General features: G+C 36.2%; 17 protein-coding genes, 2 tRNA genes and 9 pseudogenes. 12 read left to right on the plus strand and 16 right to left on the minus strand.

What is annotated here, in order from left to right; genetic code table 11:
- Positions 1-113 precede the first annotated feature (113 nt).
- From NBW36_RS03745 to NBW36_RS03760, 4 genes are all read right to left on the minus strand, one after another.
- Entirely contained in the window at positions 114-1451 is a 1338-nt protein-coding gene (locus NBW36_RS03745; RefSeq protein WP_250237883.1) for a trigger factor, read from the minus strand.
- 58 nt (positions 1452-1509) lie between these two features.
- Positions 1510-1592 (minus strand) — tRNA-Leu (locus tag NBW36_RS03750).
- Positions 1593-1785: 193 nt separating this feature from the next.
- Positions 1786-3504 (minus strand): signal peptide peptidase SppA, encoded by a 1719-nt coding sequence (gene sppA / locus NBW36_RS03755; protein WP_250237884.1) that lies wholly within the window; start codon positions 3502-3504, stop codon positions 1786-1788.
- 102 nt (positions 3505-3606) lie between these two features.
- Positions 3607-3680: transfer RNA gene (locus NBW36_RS03760), tRNA-Ile, on the minus strand.
- A gap of 442 nt (positions 3681-4122) precedes the next feature.
- On the opposite strand from NBW36_RS03760, the pseudogene NBW36_RS03765 reads away from it, so the two are divergent.
- Positions 4123-4863: pseudogene (locus NBW36_RS03765) on the plus strand (IS982 family transposase); the annotation flags it as partial.
- On the opposite strand, the gene NBW36_RS03770 reads toward NBW36_RS03765, so the two are convergent.
- Positions 4863-5744: an IS982 family transposase gene (locus tag NBW36_RS03770; RefSeq protein ID WP_250237886.1), complete on the minus strand. Its 882-nt coding sequence runs from the start codon at positions 5742-5744 to the stop codon at positions 4863-4865. The pseudogene NBW36_RS03765 and the gene NBW36_RS03770 sit on opposite strands and share 1 nt — an antisense overlap.
- Before the next feature lie 111 nt (positions 5745-5855).
- Between NBW36_RS03770 and NBW36_RS03775 the strand changes: the two are divergent.
- Positions 5856-6011, plus strand: a pseudogene (locus NBW36_RS03775) (IS982 family transposase); the annotation flags it as partial.
- A gap of 292 nt (positions 6012-6303) precedes the next feature.
- Here the strand turns inward: NBW36_RS03775 and NBW36_RS03780 are convergent.
- The 5 genes and pseudogenes from NBW36_RS03780 to NBW36_RS03800 all read right to left on the minus strand — a co-directional run.
- Positions 6304-6891: pseudogene (locus NBW36_RS03780) on the minus strand (transposase); the annotation flags it as partial.
- A gap of 198 nt (positions 6892-7089) precedes the next feature.
- A complete protein-coding gene (locus NBW36_RS03785) occupies positions 7090-8901 on the minus strand; it encodes a RecQ family ATP-dependent DNA helicase (protein ID WP_250237888.1) in 1812 nt (603 codons plus the stop codon).
- 489 nt (positions 8902-9390) lie between these two features.
- On the minus strand, positions 9391-9624 hold the full coding sequence (locus NBW36_RS03790) for a hypothetical protein (RefSeq protein WP_250237890.1): 234 nt from the start codon (positions 9622-9624) through the stop codon (positions 9391-9393).
- Positions 9625-9806: 182 nt separating this feature from the next.
- Complete coding sequence (locus tag NBW36_RS03795; RefSeq protein ID WP_250237893.1) at positions 9807-10724, minus strand: hypothetical protein; 918 nt, start codon at positions 10722-10724, stop codon at positions 9807-9809.
- A gap of 1 nt (position 10725) precedes the next feature.
- A complete protein-coding gene (locus NBW36_RS03800) occupies positions 10726-11037 on the minus strand; it encodes a hypothetical protein (RefSeq protein ID WP_250237895.1) in 312 nt (103 codons plus the stop codon).
- A 56-nt stretch (positions 11038-11093) separates the two neighbouring features.
- Here NBW36_RS03800 and NBW36_RS03805 point away from each other — a divergent pair, with 56 nt between their 5' ends.
- The 3 genes from NBW36_RS03805 (at position 11094) to dut (ending at position 14161) form a co-directional block, all read left to right on the plus strand.
- Positions 11094-11960 carry a DUF3108 domain-containing protein gene (locus NBW36_RS03805; RefSeq protein ID WP_250237897.1) on the plus strand — a complete coding sequence of 289 codons (867 nt, stop codon included), beginning with the start codon at positions 11094-11096 and terminating at the stop codon, positions 11958-11960.
- A gap of 21 nt (positions 11961-11981) precedes the next feature.
- Positions 11982-13412 carry an Asp-tRNA(Asn)/Glu-tRNA(Gln) amidotransferase subunit GatA gene (gene gatA, locus NBW36_RS03810; protein ID WP_250237899.1) on the plus strand — a complete coding sequence of 477 codons (1431 nt, stop codon included), beginning with the start codon at positions 11982-11984 and terminating at the stop codon, positions 13410-13412.
- Between the two features lie 314 nt (positions 13413-13726).
- Positions 13727-14161, plus strand: coding sequence for a dUTP diphosphatase (dut, locus tag NBW36_RS03815; RefSeq protein WP_250237902.1), 435 nt, complete (start codon positions 13727-13729; stop codon positions 14159-14161).
- On the opposite strand, the gene dusB is transcribed toward dut, so the two are convergent.
- From dusB to NBW36_RS03835, 4 genes and pseudogenes are all read right to left on the minus strand, one after another.
- Positions 14158-15144, minus strand: a complete 987-nt coding sequence (gene dusB / locus NBW36_RS03820) for a tRNA dihydrouridine synthase DusB (protein WP_250237904.1) — start codon at positions 15142-15144, stop codon at positions 14158-14160. The genes dut and dusB overlap by 4 nt on opposite strands.
- A gap of 184 nt (positions 15145-15328) precedes the next feature.
- Positions 15329-16210: pseudogene (locus NBW36_RS03825) on the minus strand (IS982 family transposase).
- 606 nt (positions 16211-16816) lie between these two features.
- Positions 16817-17349, minus strand: a pseudogene (locus NBW36_RS03830) (IS256 family transposase).
- Between the two features lie 270 nt (positions 17350-17619).
- The gene (locus NBW36_RS03835) at positions 17620-18234 is read right to left on the minus strand and encodes an IS256 family transposase (RefSeq protein ID WP_250237907.1); all 615 of its coding nucleotides are present in this window, start codon (positions 18232-18234) and stop codon (positions 17620-17622) included.
- A 352-nt stretch (positions 18235-18586) separates the two neighbouring features.
- On the opposite strand from NBW36_RS03835, the pseudogene NBW36_RS03840 reads away from it, so the two are divergent.
- From NBW36_RS03840 to NBW36_RS03850, 3 genes and pseudogenes are all read left to right on the plus strand, one after another.
- Positions 18587-18751 (plus strand): annotated as a pseudogene (locus NBW36_RS03840) (IS256 family transposase); the annotation flags it as partial.
- A gap of 276 nt (positions 18752-19027) precedes the next feature.
- Complete coding sequence (locus NBW36_RS03845; RefSeq protein ID WP_250237909.1) at positions 19028-19543, plus strand: Lrp/AsnC family transcriptional regulator; 516 nt, start codon at positions 19028-19030, stop codon at positions 19541-19543.
- A 216-nt stretch (positions 19544-19759) separates the two neighbouring features.
- Positions 19760-20359: pseudogene (locus NBW36_RS03850) on the plus strand (IS6 family transposase); the annotation flags it as partial.
- Between the two features lie 106 nt (positions 20360-20465).
- Here the strand turns inward: NBW36_RS03850 and NBW36_RS03855 are convergent.
- Entirely contained in the window at positions 20466-20609 is a 144-nt protein-coding gene (locus tag NBW36_RS03855) for a hypothetical protein (protein WP_250237911.1), read from the minus strand.
- Positions 20610-20847: 238 nt separating this feature from the next.
- Between NBW36_RS03855 and ltrA the strand changes: the two genes are divergently transcribed.
- From ltrA to glyA, 4 genes and pseudogenes are all read left to right on the plus strand, one after another.
- Complete coding sequence (ltrA, locus tag NBW36_RS03860; RefSeq protein WP_250237913.1) at positions 20848-22161, plus strand: group II intron reverse transcriptase/maturase; 1314 nt, start codon at positions 20848-20850, stop codon at positions 22159-22161.
- Between the two features lie 164 nt (positions 22162-22325).
- Positions 22326-22433, plus strand: a pseudogene (locus tag NBW36_RS03865) (IS6 family transposase); the annotation flags it as partial.
- 137 nt (positions 22434-22570) lie between these two features.
- Complete coding sequence (locus NBW36_RS03870) at positions 22571-23635, plus strand: ankyrin repeat domain-containing protein (RefSeq protein WP_250237914.1); 1065 nt, start codon at positions 22571-22573, stop codon at positions 23633-23635.
- 66 nt (positions 23636-23701) lie between these two features.
- Positions 23702-24991: a serine hydroxymethyltransferase gene (gene glyA / locus NBW36_RS03875; RefSeq protein WP_250237915.1), complete on the plus strand. Its 1290-nt coding sequence runs from the start codon at positions 23702-23704 to the stop codon at positions 24989-24991.
- Positions 24992-25057: 66 nt separating this feature from the next.
- Here the strand turns inward: glyA and NBW36_RS03880 are convergent.
- A pseudogene (locus NBW36_RS03880) lies at positions 25058-25526 on the minus strand (IS6 family transposase); the annotation flags it as partial.
- Positions 25527-25574: the final 48 nt, after the last annotated feature.

Raw genomic sequence — 25574 nt, forward strand, 5'->3', positions numbered from 1 at the left:
TAGACAGTGTGGCCAGAAGGCTTAACGAATACAATAGTGTGAACCTAACGTAAAGAGTACGTTGCATGACCGTTTTAAACTAAGTTTAAGCCTTGCCGTCCAGGAATGGAACACTACCTCCTTGCATCGAAGACTTCAGCCGTAACCGTTTCAGTTACTACAGTTATTTGTTCCTTTATAAAATTTATAGCCCTATCCCTGCTTAGCTGATTATGCAATTTGGAATAATACTTATTCCCTTCACTGCCTTGTAGAAAAGAAAGTGCACCCGCGTGAATAGCAGCATCACGCGCTTCTATCTGCAAAACATTGTTACCGGCGTAGTCAATATATGCGCGTTTGGTTTCATCTACTACATCTGATGGCGTAACGGCTAAGTCATTTTGACGCACTATACTACTTAATAAAATTTCCCACTTTAAACTTTCCGCATGTGCATGATAGTAGGCTTCCACCTCTTTTAGAGTTGCCTCTGGATTATTCATGCAAAGCCACCTTTTAAGAAAGGCCTCTGGCAAGTCAACTACATTATGTTTACAAAGCTCCTCCCGTAAGTCCTCATAGAATGCATGACGTGCTTCCGTACGTTTGTCGAATAAGATAATTTTAGCAATAGCCTCCCTAAAGTCACTTTTGGAGCCAACAACCCCTTGTCCTAATACACGATCGAAAAGTGCAGGTTCAATAGGCGCTGGCACAACACGAACGATGCTACCAATTGTAAAAACAGCTGGCCAAGCAGACTTATGCCTTCTAAAGGCAGCAAAGGCACCAGAACCTACACCTAAAAGGGCAGAGAAGTGATGCTTTAACATCTCTTCTGTTACGGTTACTTTATGACCCACACGAAGCCCTACCAATGCTTCTCTTAAATGCTCAAGAATATGCATTATAGAAATACGGATATCCAGACCAACTGCCCCCGTACTATCTGTAAGCGTACCATACAACATAGTGTCCAGTGCACTTTCTTCAAGATGAACAGCTTGACCATGAATAATCTGCAACCCTTCTAAAAATTCATCCACCAATTTAGAACCAACACCATCTATTTCAAAGTCAGTAATAGAAATATTAGGGCCTAATGTAATAGAACGTTTTTCAATTAATCCAACCTCATAAGAGAAAGTAAACCTATGTTGATTTTTAAGGTCCATTGCTTTCGAAGGGGTAATGCAAAGCGGCTCCATAAAAATAGGAATACGCTCTTGCACAATGTAATCGTTTAAAGAGGCTACAGCTACTTTATGCAATTCCTGAGCAAGAATAGAAGGGCCATACATCTTTTTAATAAGATCTGCAGGGACAGCCCCCAATCTGAACCCTTTCAAACGAACATTCTGAGCATAATGCTTCAGCTGTTTCTGAACAAATGGCTTATAATCAGGCTCATCTAACGTAATGGAAATAACACCATGATTAGGATTAATCTTATTAAACTGAATATCCAAGGTAAAACAGATTTAGTAAAGATAAAAAGCGGATGCCTTAAAAATACACATAAAAAAGTACGGATGAAGGGACTCGAACCCCCACACCTCACGGTACTAGATCCTAAGTCTAGCGCGTCTACCGAATTCCGCCACATCCGTAGGACCGTAGAAGACAACAACGACCTCCCCTACAAAAATAGCAAAAACAAGCTTCTCAAGCAAATAGCAAAAAGTTACTTTTTACTGGATCAAGAAATAGCGCTATCCTTAAAGCTAGAAAATCAATATGCACTTAGAAACCCAACCCATAGATCGGGTGCTCTTAATCAATCTTAATCAATCTTAATCAATCTTAATCAATGTGAATCTTATACGGAAGCATTGCTTGTACGCTATGGAGTATAGATAGGGTGTGATAATGACTCATTATAGGATATTCTTGCACTAAGGCATCCAGTAATTCTATTTTAACATCATTAGTAGTATAGCTTAGTAGCTGTTGAAATTTTGTTTTAGGGCGAGGTAAATAACAAATACGATACTTTTGGGTTAATTTGGCTAAAGAAACAGCTTTAGCAATAGCTGCATCTAGCCCACCCAATTCATCTACTAGTCCATTATCTTTCGCTACTAAACCAGTATATACCCTACCACCAGCTAATTTTTCTACACAGGCTAAATCCAGCCTCCTTCCATTAGAAACCTTACATAAAAAACCATCATAACTTTCCTGTAACATTTTATACATCAATTTAGACTCTAACTCGGAACAATTTACCCTAGGAGTTAGAAAATCTGCAGAAGGAGCTGTTTTGACTACATCACGGTGAATACCTATTTTATGCATCAACTCAGCTGGATCAAATAGTATACCAAAAACACCAATGGAACCTGTAATGGTAGTGGGCTGTGCAAAAATATAATGGCAAGGGGCAGCAATATAATATCCCCCAGAAGTAGCCACGTTAGACATAGAAGCCACAACTGGCTTAACGGATCTAAACTCTGCTATTGCCTTCCAGATAATATTCGAAGCAACTATACTACCCCCTGGTGAATTGATACGCAATACTAATGCTTTTACGCTACTGTCTTCTTGAATAACCTTTAGCGTTTTAACCAAACCATGGGCACCAACATGCCCAGCCCTACTTGATCCATTCCCAATTTCCCCTTCAGCAATAAAAACGGCAATTTTATCAACTGAATCAGGTGGGGACTCTGAAGCACTATATTCCTTGTGGCCGATAAAAGAAGGAGATTTTAGTTTTTCTTTTAGCAACTGTTTAGCTTCTGTCTCATAGCCTATTCTGGTAATGAAGTGGGCATGCAAGGCATCATTGGGTAGCACAGCTGAAAGATTATTAGCATATCCTTTGAGCGCTGTAACCCCTATGTTTCTAGAGGCACCTATTTTAATTAAAAAGTGTTCATAACAAGGTTGAAGACATGCTTTTATTTGCTGTCTACTTTCTTCACTCATTTTAGTCAAACAAAAGGGTTCTACTGCACTCTTGTAGTCTCCAACACGAAATATTATTGGCTTTATAGCAATATGCTCAAAAAGTTTTGTATAGAATTCAACGGTTGCAGAGAAACCTTTGAATGCTAAGAAACCACTGGGGTTTAGTATGATTTCATCTGCTACAGAAGCCAAATAATAGGACTTTTGTGTATATAAATCCCCATATGCGATGATGGTTTTACCTTGCTTTTTAAAAGCTAATAAAGCTTCTCTAATTTCCTCCAAAGCAGCCCAGCCCGCATCCAGATAAGATACATCCAAGTAGATAGCGGGAACACGACTATCTTTGGTTGCCTGGTGAATAGCTTTTTTAACTACTTTAAAATCTATCAGGCCTTTATTGGAACCAAACAATGAAATGGGTACCCACTCAACCATTCGCCCCTCCATGTTGAACGCTACAACTGAATTGTTTTCTACTTGCCTAGAATCTTTAGAGGTTAATTTTAAAAATCCAAAAACAACTATGAAACATAAAGATAACAAAGAGATAAGGAACCCTATAGCAATGGTCAAGACCTGCTTAATAAAACGCTTTACGCTCATTTTGATTATATAAAAAGATGATAATAACCTGTACTCCTAAAACCAACAAGGAAAGTTTATGTATATTCTTATTTAAGAATATTGCTTATGCTTGCGTAGACGTGGGCCTGCGCGGACTTGAACCGCGGACCTCTACATTATCAGTGTAGCGCTCTAACCAGCTGAGCTACAGGCCCTAAAATCTATAACTTCCGATGGAAACTACTTACTATACTAATACAAAGCGCAAACAAATACATCAACTAGACTAGAAATCTAGTTATAGTAAATTATTACTATAACCTATCTACATGGAAAGCGCTACTGATCTATAAAAAAGCTTTTTACTGACTTTGAAACAGTTAAGCTGCCAACACAGCTAAATTACATATTATTCTGTTTATACCCAATAAATAGCTGTAAGAAATCTTTGTTTTAACCCACTTTGTACCATTAGTCATTAGCAGCAATCTTTTCATCCATAGGAAATGCCAACTTTAAGTATAGATTTGTAGCGGGTGATCCAGCAACCTATATACGTCAGTTCGGGATTAAATGTTTATAAATTGTGTTAAAAAGCCCCTTTGTGTTTTAAATTTGGAGATCAAGTTTGTAGCAAAATTAACAAAGGAGCCAGTTATGAATGTAGCAAAATTAGTAGAAATATATTATGCTGTTGATGAGTTTTTAAAAAAATTTACGCCCTATATGGAAAAACAGCTCTCACCCACTTCAGCAAGAAAACCCACTAGAACTTGTTCATTAACTTTAAGTGAAATAATGACTATAATTATTGCCTTTCACGTGATTGGTTTTAGAAATTTTAAGGCTTATTATCTTCATTTACAGCAGTTTCATTCTAATGAGTTTAAAACATTAGTAAGCTATAATAGGTTCATCGAACTGGTTCAAAGAACCTTAATTCTCTTTTACTTTTTTACCAAAAGTCTTTCTAAAACCCAAACAGGCTGTTACTTTATGGATGCTGCGGCTGTCAAAGTTTGTAACATCAAAAGAGCCCATTCTAACAGGGTTTTTAAATCGATTGCTACTAAAGGTAAAACCAGCACCGGTTGGTTTTTTGGATTAAAGTTGCACTTGATAGTCAATGATTTAGGAGAAATTATGAATTTTCAACTGACCACAGGTAAAACTAATGATAGGCTTCCTGTAGAAGATTTGTGTAAACACTTCATGGGTAAAATGTTTGCCGATAAAGGTTACATAAGCAAAGATTTGTTTGAAAAACTGATGGGAAAAGGCGTGGAACTCATTACCCAGATCAGAAAAAATATGAAAAATGCTTTTATGCCACTCTGGGATAAACTGATGCTTAGAAAACGATCTATAATTGAAACCATTATAACCTCAGTTCGGGATTAGACGTATTGTGAACCAGTCATATATATATTAGTTATAGAAGGTTTTTTATCTTTTAGTGCATAAGCTGTAATTCCAGCTATCAAATTGACTGGAAAATTAGGTATGCTTCTATGCCTGGAATGTTCTATCTGGCTAATATTTTTGAGCTGATCTATAATAGTTTCAATTATAGATCGTTTTCTAAGCATCAGTTTATCCCAGAGTGGCATAAAAGCATTTTTCATATTTTTTCTGATCTGGGTAATGAGTTCCACGCCTTTTCCCATCAGTTTTTCAAACAAATCTTTGCTTATGTAACCTTTATCGGCAAACATTTTACCCATGAAGTGTTTACACAAATCTTCTACAGGAAGCCTATCATTAGTTTTACCTGTGGTCAGTTGAAAATTCATAATTTCTCCTAAATCATTGACTATCAAGTGCAACTTTAATCCAAAAAACCAACCGGTGCTGGTTTTACCTTTAGTAGCAATCGATTTAAAAACCCTGTTAGAATGGGCTCTTTTGATGTTACAAACTTTGACAGCCGCAGCATCCATAAAGTAACAGCCTGTTTGGGTTTTAGAAAGACTTTTGGTAAAAAAGTAAAAGAGAATTAAGGTTCTTTGAACCAGTTCGATGAACCTATTATAGCTTACTAATGTTTTAAACTCATTAGAATGAAACTGCTGTAAATGAAGATAATAAGCCTTAAAATTTCTAAAACCAATCACGTGAAAGGCAATAATTATAGTCATTATTTCACTTAAAGTTAATGAACAAGTTCTAGTGGGTTTTCTTTTAGAGTTGGTTAACAGTTGTTTTTCCATATACGGCATAAACTTTATGAGAAATTCATTAACAGCATAATATATTTCAACTAACTTTTCTACATTCATAACTGGCTCCTTTGGATAATCTGGTTAGTATTTTTTTATCTCCAAATTTAAAACACAAAGGAGCTTTTTAAAGCTATTTTTTAACAAGCTAATCCCGAACTCAGGTTTATAGATCAGCTCAAAAATATTAGCCAGATAGAACATGCCAGCCATAGAAGTATACCTAATTTTTTGGTCAATTTGATAGCTGGAATTACAGCTTATGGACTAAAAGAGAAAAAACCTTCTATAACTAATATATATATGACTGGTTCACAATACGTCTAATCCCGAACTGAGGTTAATACTTCTTTTTTCCCCTCCTGATCTATGCCTAATAACGTGAGTTCGGGATTTATGTGACTGATTTACAACAATTTAATATCAATTATTTAGTTAATATTTGCACCTATTTAACAAGTTTTTATATCTAATTTTATAAATATAATATATATAATAAACTGATTATCAGAATTATTTGTTATTCAACTACCTATTTAACTGTCTATAAAACAAATTTTATAAATTTTTATTAATATTGATTATCAAATGAAAAAATAATCTAATCCCGAACTCACGTTAATAAGGTATACATGCATTTACTTACACATTTTCCATCTTCTTTCACCTTAAAAAACATGCCATCCATAAAAACTATTGGATAAACTGATTGAAGAGGACGGTTACGCCATTCATTTATTATCGGTAACAAGCTATTTGTAATAGCCGATATTTCAGCAGCTGGCACTTTATGATCATAAATTTCTTCAACATGAGACGCTATAGAATTATACCTCATATCACTAGAAAACATGCTTAAGATCTTGGTTTCCAGCTCAGGATATAAACTTGTTTGACGCTTTTTAACTATTTGCAGATCGAAACTACCTGTCCTATCCCTAGGGGTTACTAAATCAAATGAACCAGAGCTTGTACGAAAAGTTTTAGAGCTTTTGCCATTTCTTCTATTATTTTCTCGTGAATCACTAGATAAATGGTATGCCATTTCACCTTCTAGACTTGCCTCTAGAAGTTTTTTTATCAGAGGCGTTAAAGCACCACCTTTGCCTGTTAAAGGCTTACCTAAACGGATAGAGGATAAAATATTTGCCTCTAGAGATTTGTAATCTACTAAGCCAACGTAGTCATTATGCATTGTTTTTTCCATGTCTAAAACCTTTATCTGTTAAGTATGTAAATTATAACTTTTTAAAGATTTGACACAGTTTAGTGAACACTTCCCTTTTTTTCTTTTAACCCAGCGGCTTTGAAGATTCACGGATTTGTAGTTGCTCAGGGTTTTGATAGTATATTTCTTTTGCATCTAGCATGCCTCTTATTTGTATCCAACAATGCTTTTTCTTTTTCAGGGGCCCGCTTCTATTAGTTTTTTAAGGTCCTGTTTACCTTGTCTAATGGCATTCATAACGTAATGGCGACTTTCGATCATAACATTATGGTTTATCTTTTCAGTTGCTTTTCTTTTACAAATATCGCATTGGTTGCAAATTGATTCATCTTCATCAAAGTAATCCAATAATGTAGCCAAACGGCAGCGCCGATTATTGGTAACGTATTGTATAACTGCTTCTATGTGTTGGTAAGCTATTTTATTTTTTTGCTCGATTTTGTCAATCGGTAATGGCAATTTGGCAGCAAGATAACGTGGTGTTAAAAAAGTAATTTGTGGATTTGCTTTTTGTGGAAGGTATTCCAGAACCTTTAGTCGATGTAAGGTATATAATTGGTCTTGTACCTTGTATTCTGTAAGCTGAATAAGCTGGGCTATTTTTTTTTCAACAATTGTACAATATGGCGTAAAAAGTGTGCCACCATAGAGCCTTAAAAGTGCTTTGATGCATGCATCATAAGCAGGATGATGGAGCTGAAATGCATACAATGCCTCCCTGGATAGGAGCACATAGACTTTAGATGGTTGGTAATAGGCTTCATTGAGCTGTATAACCCCCTCTGACTCTAATGCTTTTAGTCCATAGTAGGCTTCTTTTGTATAGAGTCTAGTTGCGTTCTTAAAATCCTCTAAGTCAAAATCATAGGTTACAAAAGCATGAGAACCTACTGCGATTTTATAGTAATTAACCAGATGTTGGTAAACTTTTCTTACTTGATCAATAGTGGGGTAACTTTCTTTCCACTTTTGTTTTAAATGTGCAATATCTTGTAAATCATACCAAAGAATAGCATAGGCTATGGCATTATTCCGACCAGCTCTTCCTGCTTCTTGGCAATAGGCTTCTAATGAAGACGGTAGGTCTAAGTGTACTACTAAGGCAACATCTGCTTTATCAATCCCCATGCCAAATGCTGCTGTAGCCACCATGGTACGTACTTTATTTTCACTCCATATGGCTTGTTTGATAGCTCTATCAGCCATGGTTAAACCAGCATGGTAAAATGTACTGGTGAGACCATTGTTATGCAAAAAAGTAGCAATGGTTTCTGTTTTTTTGCGTGTGTTGACATAGATAATGGCCGGTCCAGAAGTCTGTTGTAATGCTTTGAGCAGTTGTGCTTCTTTGTTGTCTGTTTTGCGTACCCAGTAAACTAGATTGGGCCTATGAAAAGTTTGTGCAAAAAAGAGTGGATGGTTAAGTTGCAAACGATCTTGAATATCCTGTTTAACGGCTTTAGTGGCAGTAGCTGTAAAGGCTACTGTATTGGCCTTTGGAAGCATTTGCTTAAACTGGGCAATTTCTAAATAAGAAGGCCTAAAGTCATATCCCCATTGGGAAATACAGTGGGCCTCATCCACTACCAAGGTGGTAATAGACATGGTAGCAGCACGAAGTTTAAAAAGGTCGGTCTGTAATCGTTCTGGGGATACATACAATAATTTAACGCTACCATATACGCAATTATCCAGCCTGCGTTCTATTTCTAAACTAGACATGCCTGAGAAAATGGCCTCTGCGTGAATACCTCTCTGAGCAAGTTGTGCGACTTGGTCTTTCATAAGTGCAATAAGTGGCGTAACGACAAGGGTTAAGCCCTCTTTGCATAAGGCTGGTAATTGAAAACAAAGCGATTTGCCACTGCCAGTAGGTAAAAAAACCAATACATCTTTGCCATCTAAAATGGCCTTAATGATTGCTTCCTGAAGCGGTCTAAAGGAATGATAGCCCCAATGTTTGCTTAATACATCATAAATTTTTTCCATGATTGGAGAGGGTAGCTTTCTAATTGCTTTAGAATGTATCTGCCTAAAAACAAGAAAAACTGTCCCCTTTTTACTACTGGCCTAAACAGATACTTCTAATGCGCTCAAAAAGGCAAGTAGACCAATACATAATAAACAAACCTAGAACTCTATTCCAGCTTTACTGCCTTAAGTGGTGGTCTATTAAACTGCATGCTGTGTTTACTCTCCTGATTAGATCTTCATATTTTTTCTTGTCCTCGTCACTTGGACCTTGAGATTTATCTGTATGATATTTTTTAGCCAATTTATAGTAAGCTTTCCTATGGCAAAATGAGTATTTGTTTTAGAGTAGAAAAACTACGAACTCTAATCCAGTTCATATTTAAGCTAGGGCATAGTTGCTTTAACCTATTTAGAAGTTCCTCTCCTGAAGGTTTTTCACCAAATTCGCCTAGGTAACAGCTTGTAATGATATCACTCAAAGGTTTAGTTTTTGCCTGCTAGCAATCAATGATTCCCAGCAGGCGTATAGGTAAGCGTTACACGACCAGTGTACAATCCATTACCCAAAATGTTTATTTCTTTTAGAGCAGGATATGCATGAACTTCAATCTCCTTTTCATTAGAAACTTCAAATTCGCCTAGGTAAGTAATTCTAATCACATCCCTTTGAAGATCTTTTTTACCCTCTATATAATATCTTCCTTGAAAATCCTCTATAGAGCCACAGTGATTTGCCATAGTAGATACCACTATTAGCAATGGCGGAAATATTTTTTTTATTTACATAGCAATGTTTTGATTAAAAGTTTGTTGCTTATGTTTGCTTTTTTCTTTTTTAGGTATTAACACTACGAATATATTAAAAATATTTTCACCTTCCCTACAAATAACGGACACTAGTTAGGTCTAATGAAGATAGACTATGCATATAAACATAAACTTGGTGTCAGGTCGATATAAGTTCTTAGTAATTTTATATTTATATGGTCGGATTCTTTTAACCCTACTTCATATAAAGTATCCTTTAATTTACCTATGCCATATGGTAGTGTTTCTAAGAAATCCTTATAACTTAAACTATATGGATTATCTGCCAGCTGATCCATGAGCTTTAAACTTTGTGCAATGGCTGCCTTGTTATATTTATGAGATTTAGAACTGTTGAGTTGTCTACTATAATCTTGCTGAATCAGTTTCCATAGTGCTTGACCGATTGGATGGCCATCTTTTTGCCATTTTACTAGATTAGATTGGCATTTTTTTAGCTTAATATGTAGTGTATTATTTTCTTCTAAAATAAAATAAAATAGTTCTTGATACGCTAATGTAGCTTTAGTAAGATAAATGGTTGCCGGGTTATTGTACCTTGCTGCTAGATACGATTCCCATGCTTGCGTCAGTTTAACATTAGCTTGTAGCTTTTGAATTGCGTCTATCACTTCTTTTTCATTTTCTTCTGTAGGCGCTTTAAATAGGTTGCCCAGCCTATCATAATAGTTTTCTAGAAGTGTGGTATCATCTTCCTTTTTTAGCTCCTGGACTATTTCTTCTGGTATGGTCTGTCTAAATTCCTTCCAGAGTTTGCATGGTTTTTCTTCTGTACCGCTTGTACACCATTCGGAGGTTCTACCCGATAGTTTTGTTCTAAACTTAGTAACCTCATCAAATGATAGTGGCCTAATTGTTCTTTCGAATGACTCTATCGAGAACGAGACTACCGTATGATGATTCTGCGTATGATACCCCCTTTCTTCTTGACGGGTGTATTCATTTTTATTTCTACATCCACAGAAAAGAAGCAGTGCAAAAGTGTGACAAGAATATTTTTTTACATGCATTTTATAATATATTATTCAGGCTTAACAGGTTTACTACCTTGTATCCATTCATCTTTTTGCCACTCCTGCCTAAAAACAAGTAAAAAGCAAGAACAAACACTCTTTTGATTAAGAAATGATATACGATTCCTTTTTTTACCACTGATCTCAATGGATACACTATTTTACTATATAGCTTTAGCATTACTTCATTTAAATGCCCGTCAAATGCCCGATTTAGGACTTCAGCAAGATAGTTTTTTATCTCTTTTTTTCCTATTTCTAGCCTTGAATTTTTATAAATGGGTTGATTTTCTAGTAATCTATTGCGCATTTGATTTGGCTAGCTGCTTTTTTTGTTGTACCTTTTCAGGTTATAATGGTTGTTTTTTGAATTACTTGATACTTATGGTGGTTGTACGATACTTAAAAAAGTTTTTTTTCTGTTTTCTAACGGGTATTTTTTTAAGTAGTGTACATGTCAAAGCTCTTGTAGGCCTGGAGCCTCCCTTTCGCCGAGGAGAATGGCTACAATATCAAGTTTACTATAGCTTTATACATGCTGGTACAGCCACCATGTATGTGGATGAGGTGTTGCATCAGCTAAATGAGGATTTTTGCTATAAGGTTCAAGTGCAGGGTACTTCTAGTACTGCATTGGGTATCTTAGGCTTTAAAGTATTGGATAAATGGGAAAGTTATTTAGATGTAGATGGTGCCAACGCATTACGGCCACATAGATGTGTTACCCATCTTCAAGAAAATGGTTATATAAGGCAAGAACAAATTGATTTTGATTATCAAGTACATCAAGCCCGGGTAAAAGTATCTGAAGGTCATAATAATATGGAGCATGAAGTTACTTATCATCCTATCCCTAGTACAAAAAAAATTAAAGATCTGATTGGTGGCTACTATGGGTTGCGTTCCATTGATACTACAAATCTAAAACTAGGTGATAAGCTTGTACTAACGGTTTTACATGGCCAGCAGATCTATGAAGATGTTGTCATCCTATTTCTTGGAAAAAAGATTATTACCACTAAACTAGGAAAAACATCAGCCTTGGTTTTTGCACCCTTGGTGCCTACCGAGGATAGTATATTTTCCGGAGCGCGTCCGGTAGAAGCATATATTTCCGATGATGTCAATAAAGTTCCTCTAAAATTAAAAGTTAACCTCGTAATAGGTGCAGTAGAAGTAGAACTCACAGGCTATAAAGGTTTGAAAGAGGCTATTCATTTCCAACCATCTTAATCTTTATAATCTTGTATCTATATGTTGTACCATCCTGATTCTTTTAGTTCACTCCGTCCCTTACTAGCATCACAAAACGTTACTTCTATAGAAGTAGCTGGGCAGCTATTGCAACATATTCAAACCCAAAAAGACTTAAATGCTTTTGTAAATGTTTATGATCAAGAAGTAATAGAACATGCTGCTGTAGTCGATCAGAAAATAATAGAACATAAGAGTGGTCCCTTGGCTGGAATGGTCGTTGGCTTGAAGGATATGATTGCCTACAAAGACCATCCATTACAAGCTGGTAGTAAAATTTTGGCCAATTATATCTCTCCATTTGATGCAACGGTTACGGAACGACTTTTAGCAGCTGATGCATTGATTATTGGCCACCAGAATTGTGATGAATTTGGCATGGGTTCCTCTTCAGAAAATGCTTATTTTGGTACGGTACTCAATCCTTTGGATAAGACAAGGGTCGCAGGTGGTTCTTCTGGTGGATCTGCAGCAGCTGTAAAAGCCAAAATGTGTCATGTTTCCATTGGCACCGATACAGGTGGATCTGTTAGGCAGCCAGCTGCATTTTGTGGCCTTGTAGGTCTTAAACCCTCTTATGGTAGAATTTCTAGACATGGAGTAGTAGCTTATGCTTCTTCTTTTGACACACCTGGCATTTTGGCCCATACTGTAGAAGATTGTGCCAGTGTACTGTCGGCAATAGCTGGCCCTGATGCATTTGATGATACCGCAGCCGCTCAAGAAGTGCCCCGTTATACGGAGGCATTGCATCACCCCGGGCGTTATAAGGTAGCCTGCTTAGCAGGCACACTTAGCAATGAAGGGTTACAGCCAGAAATAAAAGAACATACATTGCATGGCTTGGAACTTTTAAAGAAAGAGGGCCATCAAGTAGATAACGTGCATTTTGCACTACTCAAATATGCCCTACCTACTTATTATATATTGGTAAATGCAGAAGCAAGTACCAATCTTGCGCGCTTTGATGGCATTCGTTATGGCTATAGAAGTGGCCATGCTACCACATTAGAAGAGGTCTACACGAAGACAAGAACAGAAGGATTTGCTAAGGAAGTCAAAAAGCGGATTATGTTAGGCGCCTTTGTGCTCAGTGCCTCTCAATGTGAAACACACTATATCAAAGCGCTAAAGGTACGTAATATGATTAAAAAGGCGATGCAAGAGATCTTAAGCGGTTACGATTTTATCATACTGCCTACCACTACCACTACTGCTTTTAAGGTGAATAGTTTTGCAAGCCATCCATTATCCATGTATTGGAGTGACCTTTATACCGTATTGGCATCCGTAGCTGGCTTACCGGCTATTTCTTTGCCAAATGGAGTAGATCAAAAGAATTTACCCATTGGTATTCAAATTATTGGTAACTATTTTGAAGAAGCTAAACTACTTACTTTTGCAAGTCATTTTGAGGCTATTGTAAAATAAGGCATTTATATGCTGCTTATATTTTTTTGCTAGATCAAAAAGTAGCCAAAACATCAAGCTCTGTGCCAAAAATTATTGCAAGCCCCACCAGGAAAAACAGCAGTTACTTTGTGGGCCTCCATTAAGCTGTTTTGCTGATCAGCTGTAAGGTACACTTTCTGATTGCAACTTTTTACAATGGGCGTTTTTTCTTATTTTGCGTTCTCAGATGGCTGTAACTTCAGTCAATAAAATTTCTTTTTTGGTATGGCCTATATTGTGGGTCAGTGCTGAACAGATGTGCAAAAAGTAATATTTTAAATGATTCGTATTGTATGGAAGTTCGAATTGTGAACCAATCACACCATCCATTGCCTGCTTATGCTACATTGGGGGCTAGTGGTATGGATCTGCGTGCTTTGACCCCTCTTCCTATTCGGTTGTCTTCTGGACAAAGAATACTAATTGCTACGGGTATTTCTATTGCTTTGCCACAAGGATATGAGGCGCAAGTAAGGCCACGTAGCGGATTGGCATTGCACCATGGTATTACGGTTTTAAACAGTCCCGGAACCATTGATGCAGACTACAGAGGGGAAATAAAAGTATTACTCATAAATCTCTCTGATCAGCCCTTTGTTGTGCAGGATGGGGATAGAATTGCGCAGCTGGTAGTTTCCAAATATGCGTCGATTCTTTGGAAAGTGGTACCAGTGCTAGATCAAACTGCTAGGGGAACGGGAGGCCATGGTAGTACAGGTAGAGACTAGCATGCATTGGGCACTTTTTGCATCATTTCATCTAAGAGGTCACATATGGCTGTATACGTGTTGGCAGTTACCAAACTGGATCGGTATTCCCTTATGCCAGACACCCCTCTAAAGTAATTGGTATAATGGCGTCTCATTTCTAGTATGCCCGTTCGTTCTCCTTTCCATTGTATGGCATGTACCAAATGTTTTTTTACCGTTTCAATCCGTTCTGTTAGGGTAGGGGGGGGGAGTAGGCTACCTGTTGTATGGTAGTGTTTGATTTCTCTAAAAATCCAAGGGTAGCCAATGCTTGCACGGCCAATCATAATACCATCGACGCCATATTCATTTTTATAGGCAACTGCCTTGGTAGGGCTGTCAATGTCACCATTCCCAAAAATGGGGATATGAATAGTTGGATCTGCTTTTGCAGCCCCAATATAGCTCCAGTCTGCCGATCCTTTGTACATTTGTTGTCGGGTTCTTCCATGAATGGTTACAGCCTGTACCCCAACGTCTTGAAGACGATGCACTACTTCCAAAATTTTAATCGATTCGTGGTCCCACCCTAAGCGCGTTTTGACCGTAACCGGAATGGAAACTTGTTTGACAATTTCTGCAGCCATGGCCTGCATTTTAGGAAGATCTAAGAGAATACCAGCACCCGCTCCTTTGCAAGCTACCTGTTTAACAGGACAACCATAGTTGATGTCCAATAAGGTTGGCTGAGCCCTTTCTACAATAGCAGCTGCTTCTCGCATGACCTCTATTACATCTCCAAAGATTTGTATGCCAATAGGGCGTTCATCTTCATATATTTCCAACTTTTTTACACTTTTGGTAGCATCTCTAATCAGCCCTTCGGAGGAAATAAATTCCGTATACATCAGATCTGCACCATGTGCCTTGCATATGGCACGAAAGGAAGGATCACTAACATCTTCCATGGGTGCCAATAAAAGTGGAAAATCACCCAATACACAATCTCCAATTTGTAACATAAATAGAAAGCATTTATATGATACTTTTTACTTGACCAAAAAGTGTATACAAGCCATGCCCTGTGCAAAAAGTTGCTTTAAGCACACCTTAGAGCTGTACAAGCAGACGCCAACTCGTAGCCGCTACTAAACTGTTTTTTCCGTCAGCTGTAAGGCGTATTAAGATAATAACCTCAGTTCGGGATTAGACGTATTGTGAACCAGTCATATATATATTAGTTATAGAAGGTTTTTTATCTTTTAGTGCATAAGCTGTAATTCCAGCTATCAAATTGACTGGAAAATTAGGTATGCTTCTATGCCTGGAATGTTCTATCTGGCTAATATTTTTGAGCTGATCTATAATAGTTTCAATTATAGATCGTTTTCTAAGCATCAGTTTATCCCAGAGTGGCATAAAAGCATTTTTCATATTTTTTCTGATCTGGGTAATGAGTTCCACGCCTTTCTCGATCAGTTTTTTAAATAAATCTTTGCTTATGTAACCTTTATCGGCAAACATTTTACCCATCAAGTGTTTACATAAATTTTCTACAGGAAGCCTATCATTAGTTTTACCTGTGGTCAGTTGAAAATTCATAATTTCTCCTAAATAATTGACTATCAAGTGCAACTTTAATCCAAAAAACCAACCGATGCTGGTTTTACCTTTAGTAGCAATCGATTTAAAAACCCTGTGCGTATAGGCTCTTTTGATATGGCAAACCTTGATGGCCGTTGCATCCATAAAATAACAACCTGTTTTTGTTTTAGAAAGACTTTGTGTAAAACAGTACAAGGGAACTAACGTTCTTTGGATCAGTTCTATAAATCTATTCTAGCTTACTAATTTTCCAAATTTACTAGAATGAAATTGCTGTAAATGAATATAATAAGACTTAAAATTTCTAAAACCAATCACATGAAAGGCAATAAGAACAGTCATTATTTCACTCAAAGTTAATGAACAAGTTCTAGTGGGTTTTCTTTTAGAGTTGGTTAACAGTTGTTTTTCCATATACGGCATAAACTTTATGAGAAATTCATCAACAGCATAATATATTTCAACTAATTTTTCTACATTCATAACTGGCTCCTTTGGATAATCTGGTTAGTATTTTTTTATCTCCAAATTTAAAACACAAAGGAGCTTTTTAAAGCTATTTTTTAACAAGCTAATCCCGAACTCAGGTTCATAGCTTTTTACAAAGGGCAGTTTTTTCTTGCTTTTAGGTAATGTTGCCAAGTAAGAAAAAAATTATATTTGATAAACTTATCAAATATAAAAAACATGCTATTCTGTCTAATGGTAAATAACATTTATGCGCTAAGTTGACGCCATTGCCTGAATCAATAGAGTTGGTTGCTAAAAGGGAAATGGCTCAAAAGACTATATAACGTAAGTTCGGGATTTATTTGACTGATTTACAACAATTTAATATCAATTATTTAGTTAATATTTGTACCTATTTAACAAATTTTTATATCTAATTTTATAAACATAATATATATAATAAACTGATTAACAGAATTATTTGTTATTCAACTACCTATTTAACTGTCTAATAAAACAAATTTTATAAATTTTAATTGATATTGATTATCAAATGAAAAAATAATCCAATCCCGAACTCACGTATACAACCTGAATTCGGGGCTCTGTCCACTTAAGTGTGTAAATTATTTTTTGGTTTTATTCAATTCTGTTTTCAAATTTAATTAAAAAATGTGCCATAGTCTCGCTCCAGTTATGAATAGAGGTGGTCCATTTTTTAGTCATGTAGTTAATAGTTAGATATAATGTTTTAAAAACAGCTAGATCGTTAGGGAACACTTTTTTATTTTTGGTAACTCTACGAAATTGGCTATTTACAGATTCCAAACATTTGTTGTGTAAATGACCTTACGTATGGCATTAGGGTACTGTAAAAATACCATCAGATTATCCCAGTTAGCATACCAAGATTGGGCTATTTGTGGGTATTGTTGATTCCACTTAGTAGCAAAAGCTTCTAAGGCCATCAATGCTTCTTGCTCGGTAACTGCTGTATAAATTGGTTTTAAATCAGCAACTAATACCTTTCTATGTTTATAAGAAACATACTGCAAATTACTCCTAATTGCATGAGCAATACAGAGCTGATGTTCCGTTTTTGGGTATACGGCAGCAATGGCCTTAGACATGCCTGACAAATTATCTGTACATTCAATGAGCATATCGTTCATACCCCGATTTTTGAGTTCTGTTAAATTGCCTAACCAACGTAAGTTCGGGATTTATTTGACTGATTTACAACAATTTAATATCAATTATTTAGTTAATATTTGCACCTATTTAACAAGTTTTTATATCTAATTTTATAAATATAATATATATAATAAACTGATTATAAGAATTATTTGTTATTCAACTACCTATTTGACTGTCTATAAAACAAATTTTATAAATTTTCATTGATATTGATTATCAAATGAAAAAATAATCTAATCCCGAACTCACGTTAACCAAAATTTAGCCCCTTCATTTTCACTCATCCAAAGCCCTAAAACATCCTTTATGCCAGATCTATCTATACCTAAAGCAACATAGACTGCCTTGTTGATGATGCGCTTATCTTGTCTAACTTTAACTACAAAGCAATCAAAAAAAACAATAGAATAGACTGATTCTAAGGGACGATTTTTCCATATCTTAACATCTTCAATAACAGAGTCTGTGATGTTACTTATCAGGCTTTCACTTACTTCTGCGCCATATAATTCCTGTATTTGAATCTGAATATCTGACAGACTCATACCTTTAGCATATAAAGATAAGATCTTATCATCCAAACCAGGAATTCTTGTTTGACGATTAGGCAATAAAATAGGTTCAAAAGTCGATGCTCTATCTCTGGGTACTTCAACCGATATAATGCCATTATCAGTAATAACTTGCTTACTGGATAATCCATTACGTACATTCTCTGAATCACTACGTGCATACTTATTATAACCTAAATGGTCATCCATTTCTGACTGTAATGCTTTTTCTACAAGACGCTTACTTAATTGTTTGAGTAAGCCGTCTTGATCAAAAAGTCTGGAAAGGTCTACACCTGATTCTATCAACGTGAGTTCAGGATTAGATTATTTTTGCATTTGATAATCAATATCAATGAAAATTTATAAAATTTGTTTTATAGACAGTTAAATAGGTAGTTGAATAACAAATAATTCTTATAATCAGTTTATTATATGTATTATATTTATAGAATTAGATATAAAAACTTGTTAAATAGGTGCAAATATTAACTAAATAATTGATATTAAATTGTTGTAAATCAGTCAAATAAATCCCGAACTTACGTTATCAGTACATCTATGGCCTTGCTTATCCCATCTTTAACTGTCTCTTTTCTTTTCATTGTTTTAAGTGTTATGATTTAGGTAAAGATAAATTCTAAAAAATATTTACATACTTAAAAAAAAAGACCCATTTACCAGTATAAATTCCTTGTATAAATTAGTATATTGTGCCATAAAAAAGATGGAAGAAAAGTGGACTATGCTCGTGCGAGAATGGGCATTAACGATATTTCAGCTCGACATCTTTTTTCCCGGTAGGTTAAAGTTCGAGTTGAGATAGAGCAGTACTGTGACACAGTTCATTGAACACTTCCCTCGTATCTTAACAGAATACCTGACACACTAAACTTAACTGAAAACTTTAAAGTCTAAGTTTTACTGCCTGTTAGCTTAAATATTGACTACTAAAATTTATTACAACGTTAGTATCCATTTAGGCAATGGTATTTAAAGCTGGAAAATCAGAAGCCGTTCTGAAACCCCATTAAACTGCTTTTCTATGCCTCTTTAAGGGCAGCTTGCCTACTGGTAACTTTTTAAAAGGGGGTGTTTTTTCTTGTTTCATGTTGCTAGAAAGTTGAATGGACAAGCGTTTTTTCTGTTTTTAGGTAATATGGAACTGGATAAAATAGATAAACATATTTTAAATATTCTGCAAGTTGATTCAAAAATCACAAATGCTGCGCTTGCACAAAAAATCAATCTGTCTCCTGCTGCTACGCTTGAACGGGTAAAAAAGTTAGAGCAATATGAAATCATCACCAATTATTCTGCACAAATTGACTATTCAAAGTTAGGTTTTTTGGTGCATGTAATGGTTGGTATTCGCCTGCATAAAATCACAGCTGAAAATATCAAGTTATTTAAACTTACAGTTGCTAAAATAGCACCCATTACAACTTGTTATCAAGTAATAGGTGACTTTGATTTTATTTTAATGGTGCATGCTAAGCATTTATCTAGTTACCAAACGATGGTAGTAGAAAAAATCTATATGCTTCCCTTTGTCGACCATGTGCAAACTTTTTCCGTCACCCAACGTGTCAAAAACAAACAGTTGTTTCTAGAGTAGGTTTTTAGCGCCTTGATAATTATACTGGTCTGAAAAATTCGGACAAAAATCTTTTAATTTATTTTCCGTATTGTTTAGTTTTAAAGTCATACAATAAATTAATCAGATGTGTAGAAATAAGATTAGGAATTTTAGTTCGGAAGAAAAAACTAGGTTCTGTCGCGTTTATTCTAAAAAATCATTATTTTAGCATCTGCAGTTAAAAAAGTAGTTATTATGTTTAATATTTCGCCCAAATTATTACCTTATTTTAAGGGCTATTGTTCTTCAGCAGAAGTCATCCTGTTATTTGTCTAGATGAAGTGTCGTTTTTCCTTGAGCTATAGAGATTTGGAAGATATGATGCGTATGAGAGGCGCAAGAGTTGATCGTTCTACGCTACAAAGATGGGTTATTAAGTTTGTTCCTCTTATAGATGAAGCAGTAAGCAAAAGAAAACGACCAGTTGGTGGTAGTTGGAGAATGGATGAGACCTATATTAAACTAAACGGGAAGTGGATCTATTTATATAGAACAGTAGATCATTATGGTGATACAGTTAACTTTTTTCTATCTGAGCATAGAGACAAGTCTGCAGCTTTTTCTTTTTTTCGTAAGGCGATCACAGAAAATAATATTCCTAAGAAAGTAGTAATTGACAAAAGCGGTAGTAATAAAGCTGCCCTTGATACGATCAATACAGAACTTGATCAAGATTATACCATTCAAATATTTCAAAACAAATACTTGAATAATAGAGTTGAACAAGATCATAGGTTTATCAAAAAACGGCTAAAACCTATGCTTAGTTTTAAGTGTTTTAAGGCTGCAGCCATTGCACGCCGGCACAGGTGTGCAACAAATGAGGTGTAAGTCCCCTGACTCTAATTTGTCTATTTCGGGAGTCTAGCAGGAGGTTGGATTTGTGAGGTGATTCACAGGTTTAAGTTACCTTTAAATGCATCTGCAAAATAGCGGGCTGCAACAAAAGTGAACCCAAATTAGCCTCGTTAAGCCGTTTAAGCACATTTGCCGACTGTCTAGTGGCTACAGGAAGGCTGATAGTAGGATGGAAAAAATAGACCATGACCATCATACAAGTGCCGGGGTGTTAGGGGTTGCACGCTATGAATGTTTCACATCGTAGTCCGGGAGATCTGATATGAATCCAGTAGGCCACTGGAAACTTTATTGTATAAGTAAAGCGAAATCAATAAGGGTCATATCAGAAGTCCGCGGGGTCTATAATACCGTTCGTATTGATTGGGAAACCACTCAAGAGGAAAGGGACCCTACTTCAGTTAACGAGTTTAAAAGAGTTGAGAATGTCTGATTGCCCTAAAGCTATGAACGGAACATTAAAAGTTCAGCAACTCCAAAGAACTCTATATCTCAAATCCAAGCAATGTAAGGAAGTCAGATTTTATAGTATATATGATAAAATTTATCTAAAAGATGTACTTTGGGAAGCTTGGCGTCAAGTCAAAGCAAATCAAGGTTCAGCAGGGATTGATGGTAAAAGCATAAGTGATATAATAGATCAAGGTGAGGCAAAGATTATCAATAAATTGCAGCAGCAACTACGCGCAAAGCTATACAAATTTACCTCAAGCAGGTTGGTAGAAATACCCAAAGCTAAAGGTGGAACAAGGCCACTAGAGGTAATGACCGTAGAAGATCTCATAGTGCTCACAGCAATGAAAATAGTCATTGAACCGATCTTCGAAGCTGATTTTCATGAATGTTCATACGGCTATAGACCGAAACGAGGAACCAAACAAGCGAGTTTAGTGATCCGAGAAGATCTATACCAGCAGGCATGGGGCGTAGTTGAGATTGATTTTCAATCATACTTTACTAGCATCTCACACGAAAAATTATTAAAACTTATTAGTAAAAGGATAGCAGATGGCAGTATGTTGAAGCTAATTAAACAAACCCTAACAACGTCAATAGTAAAACAAGGTAAAATTACATGCAAGAAAGTTGGAGTACCGCAAGGATCACCAATATCACCGTTGTATAGTAATATCTACCTAAATGTTATAGACCAAGTGTGGCACTCAAGGGGGTATCCAGAAAAGCTAAGCGCAACCTTGCATAGGTATTGTGATGATGCAATTTTGGTATGTCGTAAGAGTGCTAGCTTAGCGCTGGAGAAATTCATAGAATTAGTAAAGAGGTTATCGCTCATTATTAACCACCAAAAAACACGAATAACGAAACTGAAAGAAGGCTTTAACTTCATAGGTTTTTACTTTGTAAAAAGAAAGAGTCCAACAAGTGGCAGAAATAGCATTTATGTATTTCCAACGAAACAATCCCAACAAAGCATCCGTAACAGACTAAAATACCTGACTTGTAGAAGAGCACCAATCAAACCTCAAGCATTCATCGAGCAAATAAAACCAATAGTGTTAGGATGGGTTAACTATTTTAAACATACGAATTCCAGTGAAGCTTTTGTTAGATTGCAGGACTTTATTAATAACCGATTTCGCAGATACTTAACCCATAGAAGAAAAGGCCGTGGGTGTGGGTGGCAAAGCTATCCCAATAGCAAACTCTATACAATGGGGATGTTGTACATTGGTAGTGGAATGATTAACTATCCTGAGAGAGTTGTGCAAGGTTTATGAAGAAGACTGTCGGACCGCCGTATTCGGGAAAACTGAACGTACCTTGGGATGAGAAGGGAATGGGTAAACAATGAAGAATCAAGTTAGTCAGCTACTGTATTGCGAGCAATCAGAAGCAATAGATATGCTTAATTTTAAGTGGTCCAACCATTTCTTTACTCTAGACCATTGTAGAGATAGAAAACATTCCTATGATTCAAAAAGGACAAGTAATCGGAGCTAAAAATCATCTTTCTACTTTTGAGAATTTTGTTATGCTAATGGCCGAATAATAACCAATATATATCCAAAACTTCACTTAAAAGAAAAGACGTTACTAACGAAAATATAGACGCGACAGAACCATATGCAACCATCATCTTTTGTCTTTTTTTCTGCAAAATATTTAAAAGTATTTATTTTCTTTTGGATGCCATCCATTAGCGGTTCATATATCCATGCTACATCAGAGCCAAACGTAGCGGCTGGAACGAACAAGCCATCTATTGCAGATAAACAGCTTATATGGGCCATTCAAGAGAATAATTTAAAAAAGGTTACTGCTTTATTACGTGATGTAAAAAACATTAATAATCAAGATTTTTTAGGATATACCCCATTACACTATGCGGCTAAATATGCTAAGACAGCAATTGTAGCACACTTGGTTGAAGCCAAAGCTTTTTTGGATCAAGTGAGTATTAGAAATGGCCATACACCTTTATTACTGGCGATTCAGAGAGGACATAAAAGGATTGCATCGCTTTTGCTAGTAGCTGGTGCAAATCCAAATATTGTAAATCATAAAGGATACAATGCATTACAACTTGCTATTCAACAAAATAGAAAGGACCTTGTTCAATTACTATTGCAAGCAGGTGCCACTTGTAGCGCCAGTCTTAGCCCTTTACGGATGGCCATTGAAAGAGGTAGTCTTCCAATCGTACAACTGTTGTTGCAACAAAAACAAATTATTGAAACGAAAGATAAAAAGGGATATACTGAGTTGTATTGGGCTGCCAAGCAAAATGCAGTAGGTATCTTTAGCGCATTAGTAAAGTCTGAACGTTTTAATATTAATGCAAAAGCAAATAATGGGGCTACCCCACTGCATTTTATAGCTACAAATAAAAAAAGTAAGTTTTTAAAAATTTTGTTGAATCATCCCTTATTGGAAGTCAATGCACAAGATAGTACGGGCAGTACACCATTACACTATGCAGCAGCTACTAATCAGCTAAAAACCGTGAATGGCTTATTGCGTTGTGCTTCCATTGATGTAAATATACAAAACAATATAGGCCAAACCGCTTTACATTATGCTGTTCAATACCAACATATGGCCATTTTAAAAAAACTATTAGCACGCGCTGGTAAGGGGATATGCATACAAAATAAAAAAGAGATTACACCATTAGAGCTTGCCATGCATCAAAATAACGTTAAAATGTATAACTTAATGCTAGCGCATATAAGTCTTTTAGGCGTTGATTAACCCTTCTATTAGAGTTCGTGTGCACCGGACGCCACGCACTGTAATGATCTTAATTATACATCTGAGATGATCAAACAGGATTCAATTATTCTTAAACTGATAGCAAAAGAAAAAATACGTCAAGAAGAAGGATTAGAGTTGATCGCTTCTGAAAATTTTGTTTCTGCTCAAATAGCTGCTGCCACAGGAAGCATTCTAACGAATAAGTATGCAGAAGGCCTTCCAGGCAAACGCTATTATGGTGGTTGTCATATTGTGGATGAAGTAGAATCCTTAGCTATTGAACGAGCCAAAGCATTGTTCAATGTGGATTGGGTGAATGTACAACCACATTCTGGTTCACAGGCAAATGCAGCGTTGATGATGGGGGTTTTAAAGCCCGGTGATAAAATTTTGGGATTTAATCTAGCCCATGGTGGTCACTTAACCCATGGATCTCCTGTAAATTTTTCTGGCAAATTATATCAATCTTTTTTTTATGGTGTAAACCGAGAAACGGGGCGTGTGGAATGGGAAGAAGTTGCACAAAAGGCAAGGAGGCTACAACCCGTTATGATGATTTGTGGTGCTTCTGCCTATAGCCGTGATTGGGACTATGTACGACTACGGGCGATTGCAGATGAAATAGGTGCATTTTTATGGGCAGATATTGCCCATCCTGCAGGTCTTATTAGCCAAGGGTTACTCAATAATCCCTTCCCGCATTGCCACTTTGTAACTACTACAACGCATAAAACATTGCGAGGGCCTCGAGGTGGTATGATACTGATGGGAAAAGATTTTAATAATCCCTTTGGTAAAACCAATGCCAAAGGGATGGTTCAACGTATGTCTACGCTACTTGATGCTGCTGTCTTCCCTGGCACACAGGGTGGACCACTGGTGCATAGTATTGCTGCCAAGGCTATTGCATGCTACGAAGCCATGACAAGCAACTATAAAGCTTATGCCATACAAGTACAAAAAAATGCAACCGTTATGGCACAAGCATTGATGGATAAAGGATATAAAATTATATCTGATGGAACAGATAACCACTTATTATTGTTGGACTTATCTAGTAAAAATATCTCGGGTAAAAAAGCCGAAGCAGCCTTACAAAAGGCAGCTATTACCACTAATAAAAACTTAATCCCTTTTGACCGTACCACGCCACAAATAACCTCAGGTATCCGCTTGGGAACAGCTGCAATAACGACTAGAGGATTGGTAGCCTCTGATATGCTATTGGTAGTAGAATGGATCGATCGTGTGCTTAAAAATATTGAAAATGAATCAAAAATTAAAAAAGTAAAGGAAGAAGTCAATAAATATATGAGCCATTTTCCCTTAACCATGGTTGATCATTCGAACTAGCCGAATAAGAAATTTGTATGCTACTTGTTGCAAGGGTATCTGTCCAAGTCAGTGGTAAATAAGGAATTTGGTATTGATCGAATCAAAGGCAGCTTTATTACTACCGCTTTTGTCAATTACTACTTTCTTAAGAATATTATTTTCTGTGATCGCCTTACGAAAAAAAGAAAAAGCTGCAGACCTGTCTCTATGCTCAGATAGAAAAAAGTTAACTGTATCACTATAACGATCTACTGCTCTATATAAATAGATCTACTTCCCGTTTAGTTTAACACAGGTCTCATCCATTCTCCAACTACCACCAACTGGTTGTTTTCTTTTGCTTACTGCTTCATCTATAAGAGGAACAAACTTAATAACCCATCTTTGTAGTGTAGAATGATCAACTCTTTCGCCTCTCATACGGATCATCTCTTCCAAATCTCTATAGCTCAAGGAAAAACGACACTTCATCTAGACAAATAAGTAGGATGACTTCTGCTGAAGAACAATAGCCTTTAAAATAAAGTAATAATTTGGGCGAAATATTAAACATAATAACTACTTTTTTAACTACAGATACTAAAATAATCATTTTTTAGAA

This window comes from Cardinium endosymbiont of Oedothorax gibbosus (assembly GCF_936981045.1).
Lineage (GTDB): Bacteria > Bacteroidota > Bacteroidia > Cytophagales > Amoebophilaceae > Cardinium.

Bases quoted from the DNA above. Each gene is read 5' to 3' on its own strand.
- sppA (WP_250237884.1), bottom strand. From the start codon at position 3,504: ATGAGCGTAAAGCGTTTTATTAAGCAGGTCTTGACCATTGCTATAGGG.
- NBW36_RS03855 (WP_250237911.1), bottom strand. From the start codon at position 20,609: ATGGTCTATTTTTTCCATCCTACTATCAGCCTTCCTGTAGCCACTAGA.
- NBW36_RS03790 (WP_250237890.1), bottom strand. From the start codon at position 9,624: ATGGCAAATCACTGTGGCTCTATAGAGGATTTTCAAGGAAGATATTAT.
- NBW36_RS03870 (WP_250237914.1), top strand. From the start codon at position 22,571: ATGCCATCCATTAGCGGTTCATATATCCATGCTACATCAGAGCCAAAC.
- NBW36_RS03785 (WP_250237888.1), bottom strand. From the start codon at position 8,901: ATGGAAAAAATTTATGATGTATTAAGCAAACATTGGGGCTATCATTCC.
- NBW36_RS03795 (WP_250237893.1), bottom strand. From the start codon at position 10,724: ATGCATGTAAAAAAATATTCTTGTCACACTTTTGCACTGCTTCTTTTC.
- ltrA (WP_250237913.1), top strand. From the start codon at position 20,848: ATGTCTGATTGCCCTAAAGCTATGAACGGAACATTAAAAGTTCAGCAA.
- NBW36_RS03800 (WP_250237895.1), bottom strand. From the start codon at position 11,037: ATGCGCAATAGATTACTAGAAAATCAACCCATTTATAAAAATTCAAGG.
- dut (WP_250237902.1), top strand. From the start codon at position 13,727: ATGGAAGTTCGAATTGTGAACCAATCACACCATCCATTGCCTGCTTAT.
- glyA (WP_250237915.1), top strand. From the start codon at position 23,702: ATGATCAAACAGGATTCAATTATTCTTAAACTGATAGCAAAAGAAAAA.
- gatA (WP_250237899.1), top strand. From the start codon at position 11,982: ATGTTGTACCATCCTGATTCTTTTAGTTCACTCCGTCCCTTACTAGCA.
- NBW36_RS03770 (WP_250237886.1), bottom strand. From the start codon at position 5,744: ATGAATGTAGAAAAGTTAGTTGAAATATATTATGCTGTTAATGAATTT.
- dusB (WP_250237904.1), bottom strand. From the start codon at position 15,144: ATGTTACAAATTGGAGATTGTGTATTGGGTGATTTTCCACTTTTATTG.